Source organism: Pseudomonas sp. ADAK21 (genome assembly GCF_012935735.1).
GTDB lineage: Bacteria > Pseudomonadota > Gammaproteobacteria > Pseudomonadales > Pseudomonadaceae > Aquipseudomonas > Aquipseudomonas proteolytica.
On sequence record NZ_CP052857.1, the window covers coordinates 5,065,196 to 5,085,648 of the forward strand.

Annotated in this window: 15 protein-coding genes and 1 pseudogene; 4 read left to right on the forward strand and 12 right to left on the reverse strand. The window is 59.2% G+C overall.

Annotated elements, in window-relative coordinates; genetic code table 11:
- Positions 1-125: 125 nt before the first annotated feature.
- Positions 126-1,142: a threonine ammonia-lyase, biosynthetic gene (gene ilvA, locus HKK57_RS22900; RefSeq protein WP_154905974.1), complete on the forward strand. Its 1,017-nt coding sequence runs from the start codon at positions 126-128 to the stop codon at positions 1,140-1,142.
- A gap of 150 nt (positions 1,143-1,292) precedes the next feature.
- Here ilvA and eco read toward each other — a convergent pair whose 3' ends face one another.
- Positions 1,293-1,775, reverse strand: coding sequence for a serine protease inhibitor ecotin (gene eco, locus HKK57_RS22905; protein ID WP_029291548.1), 483 nt, complete (start codon positions 1,773-1,775; stop codon positions 1,293-1,295).
- Positions 1,776-2,041: 266 nt separating this feature from the next.
- Between eco and HKK57_RS22910 the strand changes: the two genes are divergently transcribed.
- Positions 2,042-2,299 carry a DUF1652 domain-containing protein gene (locus tag HKK57_RS22910; protein ID WP_029291551.1) on the forward strand — a complete coding sequence of 86 codons (258 nt, stop codon included), beginning with the start codon at positions 2,042-2,044 and terminating at the stop codon, positions 2,297-2,299.
- Here HKK57_RS22910 and HKK57_RS22915 read toward each other — a convergent pair whose 3' ends face one another.
- Positions 2,300-2,680, reverse strand: coding sequence for a hypothetical protein (locus tag HKK57_RS22915; RefSeq protein WP_029291554.1), 381 nt, complete (start codon positions 2,678-2,680; stop codon positions 2,300-2,302). It abuts the gene before it with no gap.
- Between the two features lie 134 nt (positions 2,681-2,814).
- On the opposite strand from HKK57_RS22915, the gene aqpZ reads away from it, so the two are divergent.
- Entirely contained in the window at positions 2,815-3,504 is a 690-nt protein-coding gene (aqpZ, locus tag HKK57_RS22920) for an aquaporin Z (protein WP_029291556.1), read from the forward strand.
- A 13-nt stretch (positions 3,505-3,517) separates the two neighbouring features.
- Here the strand turns inward: aqpZ and HKK57_RS22925 are convergent, their stop codons facing one another.
- The 10 genes and pseudogenes from HKK57_RS22925 to HKK57_RS22970 form a co-directional block, all read right to left on the reverse strand.
- A complete protein-coding gene (locus HKK57_RS22925; protein WP_169390825.1) occupies positions 3,518-4,459 on the reverse strand; it encodes a carbohydrate kinase family protein in 942 nt (313 codons plus the stop codon).
- Between the two features lie 12 nt (positions 4,460-4,471).
- Positions 4,472-5,953, reverse strand: coding sequence for a xylulokinase (gene xylB / locus HKK57_RS22930; protein WP_169390826.1), 1,482 nt, complete (start codon positions 5,951-5,953; stop codon positions 4,472-4,474).
- Between the two features lie 146 nt (positions 5,954-6,099).
- Positions 6,100-7,581: a mannitol dehydrogenase family protein gene (locus HKK57_RS22935; protein WP_169390827.1), complete on the reverse strand. Its 1,482-nt coding sequence runs from the start codon at positions 7,579-7,581 to the stop codon at positions 6,100-6,102.
- 16 nt (positions 7,582-7,597) lie between these two features.
- The gene (locus HKK57_RS22940) at positions 7,598-8,701 is read right to left on the reverse strand and encodes an ABC transporter ATP-binding protein (RefSeq protein WP_169390828.1); all 1,104 of its coding nucleotides are present in this window, start codon (positions 8,699-8,701) and stop codon (positions 7,598-7,600) included.
- A gap of 28 nt (positions 8,702-8,729) precedes the next feature.
- On the reverse strand, positions 8,730-9,560 hold the full coding sequence (locus HKK57_RS22945; RefSeq protein WP_029291568.1) for a carbohydrate ABC transporter permease: 831 nt from the start codon (positions 9,558-9,560) through the stop codon (positions 8,730-8,732).
- Between the two features lie 10 nt (positions 9,561-9,570).
- Positions 9,571-10,482: a carbohydrate ABC transporter permease gene (locus HKK57_RS22950; protein ID WP_029291571.1), complete on the reverse strand. Its 912-nt coding sequence runs from the start codon at positions 10,480-10,482 to the stop codon at positions 9,571-9,573.
- Between the two features lie 154 nt (positions 10,483-10,636).
- Positions 10,637-11,947, reverse strand: a complete 1,311-nt coding sequence (locus tag HKK57_RS22955) for an ABC transporter substrate-binding protein (RefSeq protein WP_029291573.1) — start codon at positions 11,945-11,947, stop codon at positions 10,637-10,639.
- Positions 11,948-12,187: 240 nt separating this feature from the next.
- The gene (locus HKK57_RS22960; protein ID WP_169390829.1) at positions 12,188-16,819 is read right to left on the reverse strand and encodes a dermonecrotic toxin domain-containing protein; all 4,632 of its coding nucleotides are present in this window, start codon (positions 16,817-16,819) and stop codon (positions 12,188-12,190) included.
- 471 nt (positions 16,820-17,290) lie between these two features.
- Positions 17,291-18,193: pseudogene (locus HKK57_RS22965) on the reverse strand (AraC family transcriptional regulator); the annotation flags it as partial.
- Between the two features lie 66 nt (positions 18,194-18,259).
- Positions 18,260-19,552, reverse strand: a complete 1,293-nt coding sequence (locus HKK57_RS22970) for a glycosyltransferase (RefSeq protein ID WP_169390830.1) — start codon at positions 19,550-19,552, stop codon at positions 18,260-18,262.
- Positions 19,553-19,720: 168 nt separating this feature from the next.
- On the opposite strand from HKK57_RS22970, the gene tpx reads away from it, so the two are divergent.
- Positions 19,721-20,221, forward strand: a complete 501-nt coding sequence (tpx, locus tag HKK57_RS22975; RefSeq protein WP_029291581.1) for a thiol peroxidase — start codon at positions 19,721-19,723, stop codon at positions 20,219-20,221.
- The last annotated feature ends 232 nt before the right edge of the window (positions 20,222-20,453 follow it).

Here is a 20,453-nt window from a genome sequence, read left to right on the forward strand (position 1 = left end):
CCAGCCAAGCATTATTACCGCCATTCCTCATATGGCGGGATAGCGTTCGGCTGTACCCAAACCCGCCCTAGAGGCGGGTTTTGTTTTTCCGTCTCCAGGGCTCTGTCAAACGCCAGGAGACACCCATGAGTAGCCCACTGCCGCAGTCCACGCTCGACGATGGCTTGCTTGAGCATTACGTGAAGAAAATCCTCGCCGCGCCGGTCTACGACCTGGCGGTGCGCACGCCGTTGCAGCCGGCCCCGGCGCTATCGGCGTTGCTCGGCAATCAGATCCTGCTCAAGCGCGAAGACCTGCAGCCGACGTTTTCCTTCAAGATCCGCGGCGCCTACAACAAACTGGTGCAGCTTACCGATGGGCAAAAAAGCTGCGGGGTAGTCACCGCCTCTGCCGGCAACCATGCCCAGGGCGTGGCCCTGGCGGCGCGTGAACTGGGGATCAAGGCGACGATTGTGATGCCCAGTACCACGCCGGAATTGAAAGTGCTGGGCGTGCGCTCACGGGGCGCCGACGCGGTGCTGCACGGCGCCAGTTTTCCGTTCGCCCTGGCCCATGCGTTGCAGTTGGCCGAACAGTCGGGGGGCACTTTTGTGTCGCCCTTTGATGATCCAGACGTCATCGCCGGACAGGGCACCGTCGCCATGGAAATCCTGCGCCAGCAACAAGGCGCACTGGACGCGATCTTCGTACCGGTGGGCGGTGGCGGGTTGATCGCTGGCATCGCGGCATACATCAAGTACCTGCGCCCCGAGGTGCGGGTCATTGGCGTGGAGCCCGAAGGCTCCAGTTGCCTGCTGGCGGCCTTGCGTGCCGGCGAGCGGGTGATATTGCCCAGCGTGGACAGCTTTGCCGACGGCACCGCCGTGGCACAGATCGGCGCCTACGGCTTTGAAATCTGCCGCCAGCATGTCGATGAAGTCATCACCGTCAGCAACGATGAACTGTGCAGCGCGATCAAGTTGATCTACGACGATACCCGCTCCATCACCGAGCCTTCAGGCGCCCTGGCGGTTGCCGGAATCCGCCGCTATGTGCAACGCACCGGGGCCCAGGGGCAGACGCTGGTGGCGATCAACTCCGGGGCCAATATCAACTTCGATAGTTTGCGCCACGTGGCAGAGCGGGTGGCGGCACAAGCCTGACGCCCCCCTTGTGGCGAGCGGGCTTGCCCCGCGCTGGGCGGCAAAGCCGCCCCAATAGCCTCACCACGTTCCGTCTGATACACCGAGGTGGCTGTATTTGGGGCTGCTTCGCAGCCCAGCGCGGGGCAAGCCCGCTCGCCACAGAAGGCCTTACTGCTCGCTAGCCTTCTCGACCGTGGTCGATGCCGACCAGATGCGGTAACGCACTTCGACATCTTTTGGAACATATACAACGATGGGCAACTTGCTGTTGTAACGCAGCACAAAACCGTCGCCGACCACCGGCACAAAGTCCTCGCGGGTCTTGCCATCGGGGCAGGCCATCATCGTGCTCATGGGGCCGCTGACCTTCTCCAGGCGGTAAAACGGATAGCCCCAGCCTTCGAGGTTTTTCTCTTCCAGCACACCGCCCAAGCGCTGCTGGTTGCAGTCCACCAGCAAGGTTTTGCCGGCGAGGATTTCGACCTTGAAGTCCTGTTCCTGGGGCTTTGCCGGCAAGTGGATGACCTGGCGAACATGCCCGGCGTCGGCCTTGGGGTAGGGCGCGATATCTTCAAGTTTGGCGGCATTGGCCTGGGCGGCCAGCACGCTCATGGCCAGTACCGAAAGGAGGGTGAGAGCAGAAGAGGTCATGGGACTTCCTTATCTTAGGGGGCAATAAAACAGCGGCTGCCACGATGCACGCCAACGTCCGGCCGTGCAAACCAGCAGCAACTTATATAAGGGTTGCTGGTGCTTATGAGGAAAGGATCCTACGCCTACAGACACAAGGAGTAGGCTTTGCAGTTAAAGCGCCTGCCAGGGTTGGCAAGCGTGAAGTCAACCGTCCTGACGCGGCGGTCAGACTGTCGGTATCGATAAAAATTCATTGGCGGTCTCAAAAAAGGAGAGGTTCAGCCATGCTTTCTGAATTGGAATTACGCGGCCTTATTGAAGGCAGCTTCCTGCCTAGGCGTTGTGAATGCATCAAGGCTCAGGATGCGTCGTTGACTATCAAAATCTACGATGACGACGGTACGGATGTCACCTTCACCGGCATCCAGGCCCACGAACTCAACAGCAGCCGAGCGATCTGCAACTTGATCACCGAGTTGCGTGAAGACCTCAAGCATGCCCATGCCCCGGCTCCGCGCAGAGCGGGGGCCAGGCTGTACTGATCAGCGTACGGCAGGATTGCGGGCCTGGATAAACCCCAGGCCCAGCGCCAACTCTGTGCCCACGGCCAGCAAAATCCCTGGGCCGGCATGGCCATTGAGCCATTCGCCGATCCCCAGCACCGCCAGCCCCAGGCAACCGACGATAAACCCTGAAACCAGTGCGCTGCGCGTGGGGGATGGGGGCGTGTGGCGCAACCGATAAAACATGACGCCGATCGCCAGGAACAGCATGGCGTTGCGTCGAGCGACGAGCCCACTGGCTTCGGAAAATTCCACGTCCCACAGCCACAGCAGCCAGTCGGGCCGCAAACCCCAGGCAATTGCCAGGGCCAGGCACAGTACGGCGGTAAAAGTGGCAAGCGGGGGGAAGCTGATGCGCATGGCGAGTCCTTTCGGCCGTTTCAGAAGGGCCCAAGAGTACGCTGTGCAGCAAGCCTCAGACAAATCCGATACGGCGCCGCCCGCTTGCGCTGCTACTGTCCGGCCACATCTGTCGCCAGTGGCTGAGGTAGGGCGTGCAACAAAAAATCGCAGCAGAGTTTCTCGGCACTTTCTGGCTGACCTTCGGCGGCTGTGGCAGCGCCATTCTGTCGGCCGCATTTCCCGGCCTGGGCATTGGCTTTGCCGGGGTAGCCCTGGCGTTTGGCCTGAGTGTGCTGACCATGTCCTACGCGGTGGGCAGCATCAGTGGCGCGCATTTCAACCCGGCCATTACAGTCGGCCTATGGGTGGGAGGACGAATGCCGGGGCTGGATGTGTTGCCCTATATCATCGCCCAGGTCGCCGGGGCGACCGTCGCGGCGGCGATTCTCGCGCTGATCGCCAGCGGCCGGCCAGGCTTTGAACTCGGTGAGTTCGCTGCCAATGGCTACGGCGCGTTGAGTCCGGGCCAGTACAGCCTGTTGGCCGCACTAGTGGTAGAGAGCGTGGGAACGTTCTTCCTGGTGTTTATCGTCATGCGGGTCACCACACCCGGCGCCGCGCCAGGGTTTGCGCCAATTGCCGTGGGCCTGACGCTGACCCTGATCCACCTGGTATCGATTCCCGTCACCAACACCTCGGTCAACCCGGCGCGCAGTACCGGGACGGCGCTGTTTGCCGGCACCGATTACCTGATGCAGCTCTGGTTGTTCTGGCTGGCCCCGCTGGCTGGCGGCATCGTCGGCGCCTGGGTGGCCCGTGGCGTGCGAGTGACGGCGAAGTGAGACCGCATGGGGTTTATTCGTTTAATTGGTGGCGATAGGGCAGGTCTGGCCCGGTCTTGCCACAGGTCAGCGCGGCGGCACGGATGGCGAACTTGAGCATGCCGTCAATCTGCTCGCGGCCCAGGCCCTGCACACCTTCCACCGAATCCAGCTGCTGTTCGGTGAGCCAGGCGATCAAGGCCGCCTGGAAGGTGTCGCCAGCGCCCACCGTATCGGCCATCACCACCTTGACCGCCGGGGCCGACCAGTTGCCGTGCTGGCGGCTGAACACGCTCGCACCATCGCCGCCACGGGTCAGGAAAATCAACTGGCAGCGGTGCTGTAGCCAACCCTGCAACACGCTTTCCGGCGCCTGGCCGGGGTAGAGCAGGCGCAAGTCTTCATCGCTGACCTTGATCAGGTCGGCATAGTGCACCAGTTCAGCCACGCGCCGGCGCCACAGTTCGATATCCGGCTCGGGGTTCAGGCGCACATTCGGATCAAGGCTGATCAGGCGCTTGCCGCTTTCCCGGCGAATCAGGGCCAACAGGCTGTCAGCGACCGGCTGCACCACCAGGGAAAACGAACCGAAATGCAGACCGCGTACGCGCCCATCGAGCACCGGCAGATGTTCGATCTGCAACTGCCGATCGGCACAGCCTGCGCCGCGAAAGCTGTACTGCGGTGAACCGTTGGCCCCCAGGGCTACCATCGCCAGGGTGGTCGGCGCGGCAAACTCCACCAAGTAATCGGCGTGCACGCCTTCATCCTTGAGGACCTGGCGCAGGCGCTGGCCCAGGTAATCGCTGGACAGCCCGGCGAACAACCCGGCTTCGATCCCCAGGCGGCGCAGGCCCACGGCGACGTTAAACGGCGAACCGCCGGCAATTGCCTTGAAATTGACTTGGGACGCCTGCGCGCTGGCATCCTCCTGGCTGAAAAAATCAAACAGCGCTTCGCCACACACCAGATACATAGTTATTCGCTCTTAAAGGGTTGCCACATGCTGTTGGTAACGTTCATAGGCCTGCTGATAAGCCCTGACGCTGGCGGCGACAGGCTGGGTGCGGCTGGCCGGGTCGACGCTGACGCAGCGTGCACACAGCGCCTGCAGGCTTTCGCCAGACTGGCACCACGCGGCCTGGATCGCCGCGCCCAGGGCCGCCGCTTCGCTTTGTTCGGTACACACCACTTCGGTGTCCATGATATCGGCGACCATCTGCCGCCACACCGGGCTTTTCGAGCCGCCGCCGGTCAGGCGGATACTGTGGCTTTGCAGGCCGGTCTGGCGCAACAGGTCCAGGCCTTGGCGCAAACCGAAGGTGGTGCCTTCGACCACTGCGCGGCATAGATTGCCACGGGTCAGGTTGGTCATGGTCAGGCCATGCAGGCTGCCGGTGGCGTGGGGCAGGGCGGGCACGCGCTCGCCATTGAGGAACGGCAGCATGCTGACGCCCTCGGCGCCAATCGGGGCCTGGGCCACCAGGGCGTTGAACGCTACCAGGTCCAGCTCGAACAATTCGCGGATGACCCCGGTGGCATTGGTCAGGTTCATGGTGCAGATCAGCGGCAGCCAGCCACCGCTGGAAGAACAGAACGTCGCCACCGCAGCTTCGGCGCTCACCGTCGGTTGATCGGCAAACGCATACACGGTGCCCGACGAACCAAGGCTCATGGTAAACACCCCCGGCACGATATTGCCGGTGCCTATCGCCCCCATCATATTGTCGCCGCCACCACTGGATACCATGGCCCCGGGGTTGATCCCCAGGCGTTCGGCGATGGCCGGCAGAATGTTGCCCACGGGCTGGTTGGCCTCGATCAACGCGGGCAAAGCCGCCTCCAGGCGCCCGCTGGCATCGATGTGCCGCAGCAACGCAAGGTCCCATTGGCGGGTACGCACATTGAAATAACCGGTGCCCGAGGCGTCGCCATACTCGGCGCAGGCGCGGCCAGTGAGCCAATAGTTGAGGTAATCGTGGGGCAGCAGCACATGGGCGATGCGTGCGAAAACATCCGGGTGTTGTTCCAGGGTCCATAGGAGCTTGGACACGGTATAGCCCGGGGCAATCGCGACGCCCAACCGCTCCAGGGAGCCGCTTTCACCGCCCAGGTGCTCGAGTAAACGGGCGTTTTCGGCGCTGGTTTCGGTGTCACACCACAGCTTGGCCGGGCGCAGTACCTGGCCGTGCTCGTCGAGCAGCACCAGGCCGTGTTGCTGGCCGGAAACCCCGATGCCGAGGATGTCCTGGCCATCCACGCCGGCTTGTTGCAGGGCGCGGTGGGTGGCCTCGGTAAAGGCGTCCAGCCACTCCTGAGTGTGCTGCTCGCGCCGGCCATTGGCGCCGCTGATCAGTGTGTGGGCAGCCGCGCCCAGGCCCAGCACGTTGCCGCTGGCGGCGTCGAGGACGATGGCCTTGGTGCCTTGGGTACCGCAGTCGATGCCGAGGAACAGAGATTGCCGGGTCATGGTGATTACTCAGCAGAAATTAGGATGAAAACCCGATCAATGTAGGAGCTGGCTTGCCTGCGATGGCGGTCTATCAGTCACATCATGGCTGTCTGTAGCACCGCCATCGCAGGCAAGCCAGCTCCTACCTGTTTGATCCAGGTGTGTCAGTGGGGTTTGGCGAGCAGGCGTTGCAGTGTCTTGCTTACGCCCTCGTCACGCAAACTGGCAAAACACCGCTCAAACGCTGCCACAAACTCAGGTGAGTTGGGAATCGCCGGGCCAAAAATCTCTTCCACACCCAACAGCCGCTGACTGACGCAAGCGTCATCCACCACCAGTGCCCGGCAGAAGTCCGCGCGCGGGTCGGGGATGCGGTAGCGCACGCCGTTCTCGTCCACACCTCGCAGGTACAAGGCCCAGGCCGCCACCACCAGCGCTGCTCGCTCGGTGTCGCGACCCTCGGCAATCAGGCGGTTGATGGTCGGTACCGTGAACTTGGGAAACTTCGACGAACCGTCGGAACAGACCCGCTCCAGTTGATCGGCAATCGCCTGATTGGAGAAGCGCTCCACCAAGGTCTGCTTGTACTGGTCCAGATCGATGCCCGGCACCGGCGCCAGGTTGGGGGTCACGTCCAGGTCCATATAGGCGCGCATATACGCGACAAACAGCGGGTCGTTCATGGTTTCGTGGACAAATCGGTAACCCTTGAGGAACCCCAGGTAGGTCAGGGCCAAGTGGCTGCCGTTGAGCAGGCCGATCTTCATTTCTTCATAGGGCGTGACGTCGTCGGTGAACTGCACACCCACCTGCTCCCAGGCTGGCCGGCCGTTGACGAACTTGTCTTCCAGTACCCATTGCACAAAAGGTTCGCACACCACCGGCCAGGCATCATCGATGCCGTGTTCATCATGCAGTTGCAGGCGGTGGGCGGTACTGGTCATGGGCGTGATGCGGTCGACCATGGCGTTGGGGAAACTCACGTTGGCCTGGATCCAGTCATGCAGTTCGGCATCGCGCAACGCGGCGAACGCCAGCAACGCCTTGCGGGTCACGGCGCCGTTGTGCGGCAGGTTATCGCAGGACATCACGGTAAAGGCCCGAATGCCCGCAGCACGGCGCTGGCTCAGGGCCGCGCAGATAAAACCGAATACGGTCTGCGGCGCCGTAGGGTGGGCCAGATCATGCTGGATCTGCGGCAAGTGGGCCATGAACTCACCGTTGCTGTCGTCGATGCAGTAGCCGCCCTCGGTGATGGTCAGCGACACGATGCGGATTTCAGGGCTGGCCAGCTTATCGATCAGGGCCTCGGCGCCGTCCTGCGCCAGGAGCATATCGCTGATGGCGCCGATCACCCGCACTTGGGTGTCGTCGGTGTCGCCCAGCTCATACAAGGTGAACAGATAGTCCTGGCCGGCCAGTTCATCCCGCGCCTTGCGGTCTTCGGCGCGCAGGCCGATGCCGCAAATGCTCCAGTCCAGGCCGACACCGGTGTTCATCAGGGCGTCGGTGTAATACGCCTGGTGTGCGCGGTGGAAACCGCCGACGCCGATATGGGCGATGCCTTGGCGTGTGTCGGCAATGGCATAGGCGGGCAGGCGCACTTCGGGCGCCAACTGGGTGAGATTGTGTTGATTGAGTTTCATCAAAATTCTCGCGAAATCAGGCGGCAGCGCGCAGTGGACGGGCCACCGCAACGCCGTCGGCGTCGAATAGATGGCAGTGCGCCGGGTCCAGGTGCAATTGCAGCGTCTCGCCATACTGGCTGGCCATATCGCCACGGATCCGCATGGTCAGCGGCTCGTCACTGGCGGTGAGCACATGGCAGAACGTGTCGCTGCCCAGGCGCTCGCCCACGTCGGCGGTGACGGTGAGGGTGGTATCGCCCGGCGCGGCCAGTTCCAGGTGCTCGGGGCGGATGCCCAGGGTCACGGCGCTGCCCACGCTCAAGCTGGCGCTGCTCAATGGCAGGCTGATCAGGGTGCCAGCGTCCAGTTGCACATCGCAGCCCTGGCCTTCGACCCGCGTAACCTGGCCCTTGAGAAAGCCCATTTTCGGCGTCCCCAGAAAACCCGCGACAAACAGGTTGGCCGGCTGGTGATACAGCTCCAGGGGGGAGCCGACCTGTTCGATGCGCCCACTGTTAAGCACCACCACCTTGTCGGCCAGGGTCATGGCCTCGACCTGATCGTGGGTCACGTAGATCATGGTGGCTTGCAGTTCTTTGTGCAGGCGCGCCAGTTCCAGGCGCATTTGCACGCGCAGGGCAGCGTCGAGGTTGGACAGCGGCTCGTCGAACAGGAAAATCTTCGGGTTGCGCACAATCGCCCGGCCGATGGCCACCCGCTGACGCTGGCCGCCAGACAACTGCTTGGGCTTGCGCTCCAGCAGCGGGCCCAGCTCCAGGATGCGTGCAGCCTCACTGACTTTGCTGTCGACGATCTTCTTGTCTACGCCCGCCAGGTCCAGGGCAAACGACATGTTCTTGCGCACGCTCATATGCGGGTACAGGGCATAGGTCTGGAACACCATGGCCAGGTCGCGCTTGGCCGGGGTCACTTCGGTGATGTCGCGGCCATCGAGTTCGATGGTGCCTTCGGTGACTTCCTCAAGGCCGGCAATCAGGCGCAGCAGGGTGGACTTGCCACAGCCCGAAGGCCCGACAAAGACCACGAATTCCTTGTCGTTCACTTCCAGGTCGATGCCCTTGATGATGGAGAAGCCTTCGAAGCCTTTTTGCAGATTCTTGATTTTCAGGTTGGCCATGATGGGCCTCCATTTTTTATAAGGGTCGTTATTTCACGGCGCCAAAGGACAGGCCGCGCACCAGTTGCTTCTGGCTGATCCAACCGAAGATCAGGATCGGCGCGCAGGCCAGGGTCGAGACGGCGGACAATTTGGCCCAGAACAAACCTTCGGGGCTGGAGTAGGAGGCGATCAACGCGGTCAGCGGCGCGGCATTCGACGAGGTCAGGTTCAGCGACCAGAACGCTTCGTTCCAGCACAGGATCAGCGACAGCAACACCGTGGAAGCCAGGCCGCCCTTGGCGATGGGCAGCAGCACCCGCACCATTTCCTGCCACAGGGTGGCGCCATCCAGGCGCGCGGCTTCGAGGATGTCCTTGGGAATGTCCTTGAAGTAGGTGTAAACCATCCACACCACAATCGGCAGGTTGATCAGGGTGTAGATGATGATCAGCGCGATGCGCGTATCCAGCAGGCCCATGCTCTTGGCCAGCAGGTAGATGGGCATCAGCACACCCACAGGTGGCAGCATCTTGGTCGACAGCATCCACAGCAGCGTGCCCTTGGTGCGCTGGGTTTCGTAGAACGCCATGGAGTAGGCCGCCGGCACCGCAATCAGCAGGCACAAGGCGGTGGCGCTGAAGGAAATCACCACTGAGTTCCAGGCGAAGCTTACGTAATTGCTGCGCTCGTTGATGTGCAGGTAGTTCTCAAGGGTTGGCGTGAAAATGAACTGCGGCGGCGTGGCAAACGCGTCGATTTCGGTCTTGAAACTGGTGAGCACCATCCAGAAGATCGGGAAGAAAATCACGATCGCGATGGCCCAGGCCAGGGTGCCGAGCAACAAGCTTTGCAGGCGGCGGGATTGTTGAAGCGTCATGGCGCGGCCCTCAAGGCTTGTCAGTCAGGTTTTTGCCGAGCATCCGTACCAGGATGATCGCCGCGATGTTGGCAATGACCACGGCAATCAAGCCGCCGGCCGAAGCCATGCCCACGTCGAACTGCACCAGCGCCTGGTTGTAGATCAGGTAGGCGAGGTTGGTCGAGGCGTAGCCGGGGCCGCCGTTGGTGGTGGTGAAGATTTCGGCGAACACCGAGAGCAGGAAAATCGTCTCGATCATTACCACCACGGCGATAGGCCGGGCCAGGTGCGGCAGGGTCAGGTGCCAGAAGATCGCAATCGGGCCGGCACCGTCCAGGCGCGCGGCTTCTTTCTGTTCCTGGTCCAGGGACTGCATGGCGGTCATCAGGATCAGGATGGCGAAGGGCAGCCATTGCCAGGACACAATGATGATGATCGACAGCAGCGGGTAGTGCGCCAGCCAATCCACCGGCTGCGCGCCAAACAGCTTCCACACCGCCGCCAGCACGCCGGACACCGGGTGGAAAATCAGGTTCTTCCAGATCAGCGCACCCACCGTGGGCATGATGAAGAACGGCGAGATCAACAACACCCGCACCAACCCACGACCGAAAAACTCGCTGGCCTCCAGCAAGGCACTGATCAACACGCCCAGCACCACGCTGATCAACAGCACGCTGCCCACCAGCAACAGGGTGTTGGTGGCGCCGGGCAGGAAGCCGGAATCGGTGATGAAGTAGGTGAAGTTCTCCAGGCCCACGAATTGGTTTTCGCCGGGGTAAAGCAGGTTGTAGCGGATCAGCGAAAAGTACAGGGTCATGCCCAGGGGCACGATCATCCACAGCAGCAACAGGGCCACCGAGGGGCTGACGAGGAACCAGCCGGGGTTGAGCAGGCGGTTTTTACGCGGTTTATCCGCAGCAGCGGTTTGCACATTCATAGGATCAAACCCAGTTTGCAGAGCGAGAGTCGGAGCGCGGTCAGTGTGGGAGCGGGCTTGCTCGCGATAACGGTGGTTCAGCCGACATATTTGGTGACTGATACACCGCTATCGCAGGCAAGCCAGCTCCTACATTTACGGGGGGGAGGCTGGGTTATTTGGGATAGCCGGCGCGCTTCATTTCCCGCTCGGTGGTGGTTTGCGCGGCAGCCAGGGCCTGGTCCACCGTCTGCTGGCCGGTCAGGGCGCCGGAAAAGAACTTGCCCACCTGGGTGCCAATCGCCTGGAACTCAGGAATGGTCACCAACTGGATACCGATATACGGCACCGGCTTGAGAGTCGGTTTGGTCGGGTCCGCAACCTTCAACGACTCCAGCGTCACCTTGGCAAAAGGTGCGGCCTGCATATATTCCTCGCTGTAGGTCGAGGCGCGGGTACCTGGCGGCACGTTGGCGATACCATCGGTCTTGGCCACCAGCGCGCCGTACTCCTTGGAGGTGGCCCAGGCACTGAAGACCTTGGCTGCGTCCTTGGCCTTGGAGCTGGTCGGGATCGCCAGGGACCAGGAATACAGCCACGAGGTGCCCTTGTCGGTGACCTGCTGAGGGGCAAAGGTGAAGCCGACGTGATCGGCGACCTTGCTCTGGGTCTTGTCGGTAACAAACGAGCCGGCGACGCTGGCATCCACCCAGATCGCGCACTTGCCGCTGTTGAACAGCGCGAGGTTTTCATTGAAACCATTGCTGGACGCACCCGGCGGGCCGGATTTCTTCATGTTGTCGACGTAGAAGTTCAGTGCATCCTTCCATTCGGGCCCGTTGAATTGCGGTTGCCACTTTTCATCGAACCAGCGTGCGCCATAACCGTTGGCCAGGGTGCCGATCAGCGCCATGTTCTCGCCCCAGCCGGCCTTGCCGCGCAGGCACAGGCCGTATTGTTCCTTGCTCTTGTCGGTGAGTTTTTCGGCAAACTCGCCAATCTGCACCCAGGTCGGATGCTCAGGCATGGTCAACCCGGCCTGCTTGAACAGGTCGGTGCGGTAGTAAGTAATGGAGCTTTCTGCATAGAAGGGCAGGGCGTACAGCGTGCCCTTGACGGAAAGGCCGTCGCGCACGGAAGGGAACACATCGTCCAGGTCGTAGGACGCCGGCAGATCCTTCATCGGTTCCAGCCAGCCCTTGGCGCCCCAGAGTGCGGCTTCGTACATGCCGATGGTCAGCACATCGAACTGCCCGCCCTGGGTGGCGATATCGGTGGTCAGGCGTTGACGCAGGACGTTTTCTTCCAGTACCACCCAGTTCAACTTGATCTGCGGATGCTCGGCCTCGAAGGTTTTCGACAGCTTTTGCATGCGGATCATGTCGCTGTTGTTGACGGTGGCAATGGTCAGGGTCTGTGCGCCCAGGCTGACGGCGCTGAGGGTCATGCAGGTACAGGCAAGCAGTGCTTTTGCAGGGAAGTTCATCGCGCACTCCGTTTCTGCGCCCAGGGGCAGCAGAAGGACAGTTATTGTTGTTGTGTCTTCCATGGCTGCAGGAAGAGTGTGCGTTGATTACAGCCTTCTAAAGGCGCGGTGACAAATCCTTGAGCGCACTTGCACTGATACTTTTTTGCACTCTATCGCGCAGCGATAGAGATACCTGATGGGGACTTGGAAATGCAGCAGCCGTTACAGTTGCCTGCTGCAGCTGCGGTGTTAGGCGAATTACTCGGCGAAGTCGAACACGTTTTTGGTCATGGGTTGAGTGAAAGTGCCCTTACCGGTCCCCTCGATCAGCTTGTAAGTACCATCGGGATTGATATCCACACCCAGTGAGCTGGCGATGATGGTCTCCACGCCCGGCTTCTTAAGTATATCTAACAGCGGTTTTCTACCTTGGACCTCCTGCCCCAATACGACCCCCATGCCGACGGGTGATTGAGAGTCCACACCGCCTACGAAGATGACCTTGCCGCCTTTGGCTAATGACTTCTCCAACTCATCCACTGCCTGGGCGGCGTTTGCGTCGAACAGGCCAAACTCCAGGTTGCTGCCGGTCAGGTGCATTAATGTGCGTTTTTGATAAACCCCATCTTTTAGATCTGTCAGCACGGCAAGGGCGGAGCAGTCTGTCAGACTGCGGGTCGATAGTACCGAGGTTGAGTTTTCAACGGTGTGAGAGTAGCCCATCAGCACTTCTATCGGTTTCTGCGGTGCCGTTTTGGTTTTCGGACTTCCAAAGGTACGAGGCTGATAATCGACCCGGGTTCTATAAAACACAGGCTTTTCATCGCTGCCTATATTAATTTCAATTTCCGTGCCGTTATCTTTGTTGATGTTGAAGTCGAGGTCACGCCCCGCAAGCTTGCGGTTCAGTTCTTTTTCGGCCAAGAGATGAATATCACTGTCACTGAGGGCTGGATATTGTTGGCGATAGCGTGTCGATGCATCTTCGTAGATCAAGAACGGGTCTTCACCGTCAACACCTTTGTAATCTACGATAATTTCCCTGCGGAAGCCTTTGACGCGCACGCCCGTGAGCGTCTGAAGCTGCGCGGCAAGTGATTGATCACCGCCACTGCTGGAATAGCAGGATAACAGCCGTACCTCGCTGTAGTTTCGAATGTCTATGCCGCGGGCCAGCAATTCCTGGTTGATATCTTCAGCTCCGTAACTTTTGTTATCTTCTCCTAAAATGCGCGATGCCCCGTCCCCACTGGGTTCCTCGGCGTGGCCCATGATGTTAAGACGCTGCTCGCCTTTGTAAGTATCCACGAAGACTTGAATATCACCAGACAGCGGTTTGATATCCACCGGTCCTCCCAAGACAATGCGGTTTTTTGCCGGTGCTGCGGTAGTTGCCACTTCATCGATTAACAAGCTTGTGCTATGTGGCGCTCGAGTCGAGCCGCCGACGGCACGCTCACTCGATGAGCGCACTTTGAAGTGAATCAATAAAGACGCAAGGTTGACCAGCAGATCAGTCAGGGCCGCCTCTTTGTTTTTCACGTCATCAGCGCTCAGGACGTGTACGTCGTTGAGGATACCGTCAGCTTGTAGCAGCACACCCAGTGTGGCACCGGGACCACGCATCGCTGGCAGTAGAGCATTGAGCAATAGAAACCCGCCCTCTTTCAGGGAAGCCCAGCGGCTTTCTGCATCGGATGTCGATTGTTGTTTAGCCAGTGTTATCAAGTTCTGAGCGTTAGCCGTGTACAGGTATTCAATCAATTTACCATCGTGCAGCGCTTGCTGCAGACGATCATCCACCGCGAGGGGAATGGTTTCATTCAGGCTCGTAGATCCAAGGTTGTAACCGAACAGCACTACGTTGGGGTGTGTGAAACCGTTGCCGCGGTAAAGCTGTCGCGTGCTTTCGTCAGGTAGCCACGCTAGGGTGTCGGTTTGCAGTTTGCCTCTCTTTTGTATGGCTTCCAGCAACGCCTGGCGAGAAGGGAACTGCATAAGTGGTGCATCGGCAATCAACGGCCGATATAAGATATGGGGGCCGGTGGCACTGTCCTTGGGTTCGATCAGGTAGGCACCCTCGACTACATCGATTTTCCCATTGGCTGTGTTATCAAAAGCCAGCGGACGGATCACGATTTCCTTGCCGTCAACCATCCTTGGGGCGGGCCCCGGCTTGAGTATTTCCTGGATGAAACGAAAACCTGTAGTGGTAACCCCGGCTGTTCCCTTTATGCTCAACTCCAGTGCCTTCATCTGCAGTTCGATCGGCACCTGCTGGGCGAAAAGCGCTTGACGCTCTGCGGTTTTGCCGGGCTCGCCGAGCAACTTTTGTTTCAGCAAAGCAGGATAGGTTTTGCCGATATCAAGATCGTTGATCATTTGTTTGAGCACCCCCTCTTTTTCCAGCTGGGGAACCCTGACTTTTATGTCGACTCCATTTTCCTTGAGCCCTGTCTTGGCAAATACTTCTATCTGGCCATTCGGCAGCCCCGACAAGTTCTTCAGCATCATGTCGGTCAGGCTCATTGACTGGCGATCGATTAAGCCTGCGGTCATCGGTGCGCCATAAGGCACTTTGAAGACCACCTCCAGTTGATTGGCGGCATACCGGGTTAACTTGTTCTTTTTAGGCAACCTGTCGAACTTCTCCTCTGCGTAGGTGCGGATGTCCTTGATATCGCTGTTGTACATTTGTCCCTTGTTCAACAGCAGGAAGTTAGCCAACTCAAGGCTGAGTTCATGGAACACAAAACGTTGCGCGTCGCCGGCTTTACTCATCCAATCGGGCAGCTTGGTTTTAGATTTGTCGTCATATAGCGGTGGGGCGGCGGACAAGCTGTTCCCTTGATGCTGTTTGATAAGAACATCGGCCTGCGCATCGAAGGTATTGCCGTTTTGAATTGTCAGGTTTCGTCTTGCGTACGGTAGGTCGTCCCAGGCGTTATAAGCGGTGATTTTTCCGCTGGGTTCCACGAGCAGGAGTATCTCGCGGTGGGGTTGCGACAAGTAGCGATGAATCAGTATGTTCGGTATGGGGCCAGGGGCGGCATAGACGTCGGCGTCAGAGGTTGTGGGGTCAAGGGGGAGGGCGCGCGTCGAACCGTTCGGACGCATCGTGACCATGGCCACGGTTTTACGTTGTTCATCATCCAGGCCAGGTTGCTTCAGGCCAGCTTGCTGCAGGTTGCTACGCAATATGCTGCTAACCAAGTCACGGTGGCTGCCGGGAAAGGCGGTGCCGGTAGCAGTTGGGGTACTGAAGGCCGGTTTATTCCAATAGGCTTGTGAATCGACGTTTAACGCCTCGTTGAGTTGGGTTGGCAGTGCGCGTAGTGCCGCGCTGAGTGCCGGTAAATCCAGGCTCAGCGGGATGCCAGCATCGTTGCCTGTATGCTCCAGCACGTTCGGGCGGGTATCAAACGCTCGATGGCCATTGGTGAAGTCGGGTGGAGTGCCGCCAGCCAGGTAGTCCATTACCAGTGTCATCAGTTGCGTTTTCTTGAACTGCCCTGGATGTTGCGGGTCGGGTGTGGCAATGGCGATCTGGTTGGCGTCGACATCCAGTCCAGGAGCGATCGCTTTTATCCTGTCGCTGACCAATCGGGAGGTCACCGAATGCAACGTAGGCTCACTGCTAAACTGGCTGCGTGCGAGATCGGCCATAGTATTGATGGCCGGGGCTGGTTTGTCAGTGGGTAAGACGGGGTTGGCGAGCCGCTGGATAGCGGCATCTTGCCGTCGTCGAACCGCAACGGAGCGTTTATCAGTTGGCGGATCGGCTTTGCTCAACGCGTGAAAGCCGTGGTGCGTGAGTGATGAGGTCTGTTTGAGCGCGCCTTCCAATGTGCCATCGCTGGCCGGTTCGCCATAGAACCTACCGATCCAGTCGAGTGTCAGTTGGGTGTTTTTACCACGCGGCTGCGTTGAGTTACGCAGGGTTTGCCCAAGTGTTGAGTGTTCAGGTATTTCAGACACCGACAAAGTCGCGCGGGGTGCATTAACCAGGCGCCCCATTTCCGGCCTGAGGCTGAGTACGGCTCTCCCGTACAACCGTGCTAACGCCAAGTCGGCGTCCTCAACTGACGACTTTGGATTGGGTTCGGCGAGTGAAAACCGTTGTGGATCGGCTGCAATTTTTGCAGATAACGCCTCTATTGCCTTTTCTTGCTGCTGGCGGACCGGCAAATGTGCGGGACGGTTGAACGCAGGCGCTGTGGAGTCCGGTTCGCGCAGAGCGTCGAACGAGCCATGCTGGTTCTGCAGGCCGATTAGATAAAGCTTATCGGCTTGCGTACCGTTGGTGCGTGCGGCATAGAAATCGCCTATCACCTCTGCGGGCGCACTCGTTGCGCCGGTGTATTCAACGTCCAGCTTGAGTGTCGGTGTAAGCGCCCGAGCGGCCTCTATCACTGCTGCGGTAGCCTTCCACCAGCCAGGCGTGTATTTCGAAAAAGAGGCAGGTTTTCCGTCTGCAATACAATCAAGCGTCCATCCATCACGAGTGTTCAGTCGCAGGGTGCCTGGCTCGATCTTGTGTACCCTGGCGAAAGTCGCAAATGGCTCGCTTTGAATGGCTTGGGTAAGCTGACCCCACGCCATACCGAATGTGGATAAGGGTGGAATATTCGGCACAGATTTGCCAGCTGGCTTTGCCTCCCCGTCAGTGGGGCTAGCGAGGATTTGTTCCATTAATGCAGCATTGTATTGGTAAGCGAGCGTCGCGTCGCCAGACCTGATGAGTTCGGTGGCAAGTTTTTTGTTCTCTTGGGTTATTGCCTGATTCGTACGTTTGACACGTATTAACCCAGGAGCGGTATTTTCAAACGCAGAGTCGGTGGTATTTGCAGTAGGGGAAGTTGCGGGCATACGCAATGATTCGACTTTCATGAGTAGTAACTACCATTGAAGGGAAATAATGATAAGGGTGAATCAATCAAAGTTTGAAGCAGGCGTTTTGATCAGTCAGTGAAGTCGAGTTTCTCTCTAATCATATCCGTACTTGCGCCAGCATTAGTCCCTCTCTCGGCACTATCCAACGTTGGTTTATTACTCAGTTAGAGGGCGCAGGAGAAGCCTGGACATCCGTGTTGCCCTTATAAAAGACTTGGATAGTTTGGGGCGTCACTGAATCGGTATTGCTGGGAGGTGGGTTTAGTTTGTTCGTGGGGAGAAGGTGGGAAATATATGACGGATTAATGCTGATCATGAGGCTGCCTCTTACCAGGTTATTTCATAAATACCCCGTCGGTTAGGCGAGCGAGGTACTTAGATACGTGGTCAAGGTTTAGCTGAACGTTCCTGTATCGGAGAGTGAAATGCCTGCGTGATCTGTAAGAAATCTTTTGGGGCGTGTATTTTGGCCAGGTTCTGCTCTGTGAGCCGCTGGACCGCCAGGCGCCGATAATGGGAAGGTGTCATGCCCTTGAGTTGCTGAAAGCGCCGGTTGAAGTTGGAGATATTGTTGAACCCCGATTCAAAGCACACATCGGTGACGGCCTTGTCACCATCGGCCAGCAGTTCGCAGGATTTACTGATGCGCAGCCGGTTGACGAACTCGATGAAGGTGCGCCCGGTCGCCTGCTTGAACACCCTGGAAAAGTACGTCGGCTTCATCCCCAGATGGTCGGCTACTTCTTCCAGGGGCAACTCTCGGCCGTAGTTGGCAAAGATATAGTCCACCGCGCGGTTGGTGCGGTCGATGCTGTGCTCATCGGCCAGTTGCGGGGTGGTCACCCCGGACAGTAACTGGTAATCCTCGCAGGCACTCAACACCTCCATCAGGATCAAAAAGTGCCCGAGCCGCGCCACGCCGCGTGCCTCTTCGATCTGCTGCATCAGCGTCATGGCCTGGGCGATGGTGTGCTTGCAGCGAAACTCGATGCCGTACTTGGCCCGTTCCAGCAACGGCGCCAGGGCCTTGAGCTCACTGAAGACCGGGACGGCGCTATCAAACAACTCGTCGGTAAAATTCACCAGCATGTCGCGCTTGGGCACCACCTCATCCTCGGCCACCTGGCTGATCCAGTTATGGGGCAGGTTGGGGCCGGTGAGGAACAGGCTTTCGGGATAGAAATTGCCGATGTAGTCGCCGATAAACACTTTGCCGGAGCTGGCAATAATCAGGTGCAGCTCGTATTCCTTATGGAAATGCCAGCGCACCAGCGGGCAGGGGAAACCATGCTGGCGATAGATGATGGACAGGCCATTGTGGTCGTCCATCAATTCATAGGAGGGGTCGGTGATTCGCGCGGCTCGAGTCATGCTGGCGTCGCTTTTATTGTGGTTGCGCAACCGATAATGCCCCGTTGCGCAGCACCTCGCCAGCATTTAGAGCGTGCGGTTTTTTGCCTCGATCCACTGCGCCATGTACTGGGTACTTTTATGCAGATGGTGGCGCAACATGCTGCCGGTGAAGTTGTTGCGTCGATGTTGCGCCAGTTCGCCACGGCAAAGTTGCAGGCGCTCGACCAGCGCCGGGCCGTGCAGTTGCGGGGCATAGCGTCGGGCCAGCAGTTCGCGGCCAGCGGCTTGGGCCGCGGTCCAGGCTTGCGGGTCTGTGTACAGTGCCACGGCAGCGGCGGCCAGGGCGCTGGCGCTGTGGGCGATTGCTCCGGGCCAAGGCTGCCCGTCGGCCATGCCTTCGGCACCGATGGGGGTGGTGATACTGGGTGTACCGCAGAGCATGCCGTCCGCCAGCTTGCCCTTGATCCCGGCGCCGAAGCGCAAGGGGGCCAGGCAGATGCGTGCGGCTGACATGACTTGCAGTGCGTCCTCGGCCCAGTTCATCACATGAAAGCCTTGGGCCGGGTTATGCAGCGCGGTGGCCTTGGGCGGAGTGTAGGCGCCGTAGATATGCAACTGGGCACCCGGCAGTTGCTGGCGGATCAGGGGCCAGAGGCTGTTCTTCATCCACAGCACGGCATCCCAGTTGGGGGCGTGGCGGAAGTTACCGATACTCAGGAAGTGCGCACGGTCTTCAAACGGCACAAATGCTTCGCTGGGCTGCTCGATCATCAACGGGCACCAGTGGAGCAGGGCGCGGGGCACCTTGAAGTGCTCGGTGAGCAGTTGGATCTCGACGTCGGAAATCATCAGGCTGATATCACAGCGGTAGATCGCTGCGATCTCGCGCTTGGCCAGGTCGGTTGGCGCCATCAACTGGAATTCCTCATCCAGGGCGGGAGCGAACAGCGGGCTGAAATCATCTGCGTCAGGCTGGCTCTTGAGATGGTCCTTGAGGCGCTGATGGCGGGCATCGCGCAGGCTCTGCAAATCCGAGGTTTCCAGCACGCGCAAGGCGTCCGGGCAGTGCTTCTCGACCCGCCAGCCGAACTGTTCCTCCATCATGAACCGGTCGAACAGCACGATATCCGGGGCGAGTTCTCGAATAAATTCGTCGAAACTGCTGTTATTGAGCTCGATGGCGCATTCACGGATGCCCAGGGCGGCAAGGTCGGCCTTGTGCTCGCCGATGGCCGCCGGGCTGCTGAAGGTTATTTCCCAGCCTTGAGCAAGAAAACTCTCGAGGATCTGCATCATATGCCCGCCCGCAGCTGAGGAACGGGGCTCCGGCCAGACATAACCAATGACCAGGACGCGGGTGGCAGGCTGATTGTTCAACGATGAATTCCTTCAAGTGCAGGGCAAAAGCGGCGCAATTAAACCACAGCCGCCCGGCCCGGGCGCAGTCATGACATTTTGTGTTCGGCCATAGGTGTCAATCGCACTTTGTGGTTAACTTCTGCCTCTCGAATTCGTTTCATCTAACCCAGCATAAGGATTCCGTTCATGGCTCAAGTCACCCTCAAAGGCAACCCGGTCCAGGTTGAAGGCGAGTTGCCGCAAGTTGGCACCCAGGCCCTCGACTTTTCCCTGACCGCAGGCGATCTGTCGGACGTCACCCTGGCGACTTTCGCCGGCAAGCGCAAAGTACTGAACATCTTCCCAAGCGTTGACACCCCGACCTGCGCGACTTCGGTGCGCAAGTTCAACGCCCAGGCCAACGACCTGAACAACACCGTTGTACTGTGCATCTCCACCGACCTGCCATTCGCCCAGGCTCGCTTCTGCGGTGCCGAAGGCCTGGAAAACGTGAAGAACCTGTCGGACTTCCGCAGCGCCGACTTTGCCGTTGACTACGGTGTATCCATTGCCGATGGCGCCCTCAAGGGCCTGACCGCCCGCGCCGTGGTGGTTCTGGATGAAAACGACAAAGTGCTGCACAGCGAATTGGTTGGCGAGATCGCCGAAGAACCAAACTACGAAGCGGCCCTGGCTGTACTGAAGTAATTGTTCCAGCCCGTTACTGTCGCTTTGCAGTAACACGTATGATGCATGCTTGCGGCCTGGCCTAGTCCAGGCCGTTTTCATTTGTGCTTCAGCGGTTTAGCCCAAATTGCTGATGTTTCACCTCGAAAAGTAAATGTTTGTAAGCCCGAAGGTAAATAGCCGGTAAAGGCGCTTTTCTAAACGCGCCCCAGTGCTTATCTTTCAGCCTCCCAAAGAAGAAGCCCTCGCATCC

Coding starts and splice junctions, on each gene's coding strand:
- ilvA (WP_154905974.1), top strand. CDS start 126: ATGAGTAGCCCACTGCCGCAGTCCACGCTCGACGATGGCTTGCTTGAG.
- HKK57_RS22925 (WP_169390825.1), bottom strand. CDS start 4,459: ATGTATCTGGTGTGTGGCGAAGCGCTGTTTGATTTTTTCAGCCAGGAG.
- HKK57_RS22960 (WP_169390829.1), bottom strand. CDS start 16,819: ATGAAAGTCGAATCATTGCGTATGCCCGCAACTTCCCCTACTGCAAAT.
- HKK57_RS22950 (WP_029291571.1), bottom strand. CDS start 10,482: ATGAATGTGCAAACCGCTGCTGCGGATAAACCGCGTAAAAACCGCCTG.
- HKK57_RS22935 (WP_169390827.1), bottom strand. CDS start 7,581: ATGAAACTCAATCAACACAATCTCACCCAGTTGGCGCCCGAAGTGCGC.
- HKK57_RS22955 (WP_029291573.1), bottom strand. CDS start 11,947: ATGAACTTCCCTGCAAAAGCACTGCTTGCCTGTACCTGCATGACCCTC.
- HKK57_RS22915 (WP_029291554.1), bottom strand. CDS start 2,680: ATGCGCATCAGCTTCCCCCCGCTTGCCACTTTTACCGCCGTACTGTGC.
- HKK57_RS22945 (WP_029291568.1), bottom strand. CDS start 9,560: ATGACGCTTCAACAATCCCGCCGCCTGCAAAGCTTGTTGCTCGGCACC.
- HKK57_RS22940 (WP_169390828.1), bottom strand. CDS start 8,701: ATGGCCAACCTGAAAATCAAGAATCTGCAAAAAGGCTTCGAAGGCTTC.
- tpx (WP_029291581.1), top strand. CDS start 19,721: ATGGCTCAAGTCACCCTCAAAGGCAACCCGGTCCAGGTTGAAGGCGAG.
- HKK57_RS22910 (WP_029291551.1), top strand. CDS start 2,042: ATGCTTTCTGAATTGGAATTACGCGGCCTTATTGAAGGCAGCTTCCTG.
- xylB (WP_169390826.1), bottom strand. CDS start 5,953: ATGACCCGGCAATCTCTGTTCCTCGGCATCGACTGCGGTACCCAAGGC.
- eco (WP_029291548.1), bottom strand. CDS start 1,775: ATGACCTCTTCTGCTCTCACCCTCCTTTCGGTACTGGCCATGAGCGTG.